The organism is Pseudomonadota bacterium (assembly GCA_010028905.1).
GTDB lineage: Bacteria > Vulcanimicrobiota > Xenobia > RGZZ01 > RGZZ01 > RGZZ01.
In genome coordinates this window covers 1-1,591 of the sequence record RGZZ01000764.1, presented here as the reverse complement: position 1 = coordinate 1,591, position 1,591 = coordinate 1, and the positions used below count along the sequence as shown (strand labels likewise).

Genomic DNA, 1,591 nt, shown 5'->3' with positions numbered 1-1,591 from the left:
GGAGAGCGCTCCCATGGAGAGCGCTCCGCGCACATCGAGGGCGAGAAAGAGATCGACGGGCATCACGGGCGCGGCGAACACCCCGCCGCCGGGAAGCCCGGCGAAGGGCGCGAAGCTCCCGTCGGGCGCGATGAACACCGGGGCACGCGTGGCGATCGAGATGCCCGAGCCGAACACGATTCCGAGCAGTATGGCGCCCGGCACCCGCCGCACGAGCAGCACGGCGGTCACGAGGAAGGTGAGCAACGCAATCAAGGCGCGGGGCTGGGAGAGCGCTCCGAGAGAGACCAGGGTGGCGGGGTTCGCCACCACCAGACCGGCCTGGCGAAGACCGATGAGACAGAGGAACATGCCGATGCCGCTGGCCGACGCGTACTTCAGGTTGCGCGGGATGGCACTGATGAGGGCCTGCCGGATCCCCCCGTATGAGAGCGCGAGAAAGATGAGACCCTCGAGGAAGACCGCTCCCAGCGCGACCGTCCAGGGAATCTTCTGCGCCCCGCACACCGTGAAGGCGAAATAGGCGTTCAGCCCCATTCCTGGGGCAGTGGCAAAGGGGTAGCGGGCCATGAGACCCATGGCGATGGAGCCCACAGCCGAGGCGATGGCGGTGACGAAGAGCAGCTGCCCGAACGCGTTCGGCACGTGAATCGCCTTCGCCAGCACGTCGGGGTTCACGAAAAGGATGTATGACATGGTCAGGAAGGTCGTGAAGCCTGCACGAACCTCCCGCCCGAGGGTGGTCTGGTTGCGTTCGAGGTCGAAGAACCGTTCGAGGGTGCTGCGAATCATGAGGTGGAAGGGCGACCTAGCGTGACGGGCTGTCGGGCCGGTTTGGCTTCGCCAGGTAGTCGAGCGTCAGATCGATGTACCCTTCCTCGCTGCGGGTGGAGATCTGCAGCAGCTCTGCCTTCTTCTCCTCGATGTGGGCGGCTTCCGCGCGCACGACCTTGCGCTGCGCCGCGGTGAGCACGCTGTCGACCTGGGCCGAGAACGCAGACGCGTCGATGGAATGGCGCTTGTACGCCGTGAGCGCCTCGCGGATGCGCTCAGCCTGCACGCGGGTGAGCGAGGTCTCGGCCTGATAGTCGAGCACGATGAAACGGGTGAGCACGGTCAGCGAAGCGCTGCTCATCGCGGCCACCCCCGCGACCCCCAGCGCGGGAACCGCGCTCCGCTGCGGAGCGGGGCGCTCTACCGCCTGCTTGCCTGCCGCAGGGTCAGCCCCTCTCTCCAGCGCGGTGAGCGGGTTTCCCACCTCCGGCGGAATCACCCCCCGCGGGCGCGTCGCCACGGGCGGCTGCGCTGGCGGAACAAGCGGCACGTTGGCCTGCGACAGGGGGGAGGATGGTGCGGAAGGGCGGAATTCCTGCCCCGCGAGCGGCTCTGAAGAGTGCTGCGTCGCACTCGGAGAGGCGGCCACAGGCGGCGCGGGGGGCGCGCCTGCGAACTCGCCCTTCGAGCGACCGGCAAATACCAGGATCAGCAGCTGCATGACGGCGATGACACCCACGAGCGCGATCACGACTGACCTGCGGCTGTCGGTTCCCACGGCTTGCACTCCCTCGATCTCGACCGACATGCGGTTTCT

At 67.7% G+C, this 1,591-nt stretch carries 2 protein-coding genes; both read right to left on the bottom strand.

All coding sequences use genetic code 11. The features are described from left to right. Positions 1-792, bottom strand: a 792-nt coding sequence (locus EB084_25085; GenBank protein NDD31539.1) for an NCS2 family permease, incomplete at its 3' end; no start/stop codon positions are given. Between the two features lie 16 nt (positions 793-808). Beyond that, positions 809-1,591: hypothetical protein (locus tag EB084_25080; protein NDD31538.1), on the bottom strand; the 783-nt coding region annotated here is incomplete at its 5' end.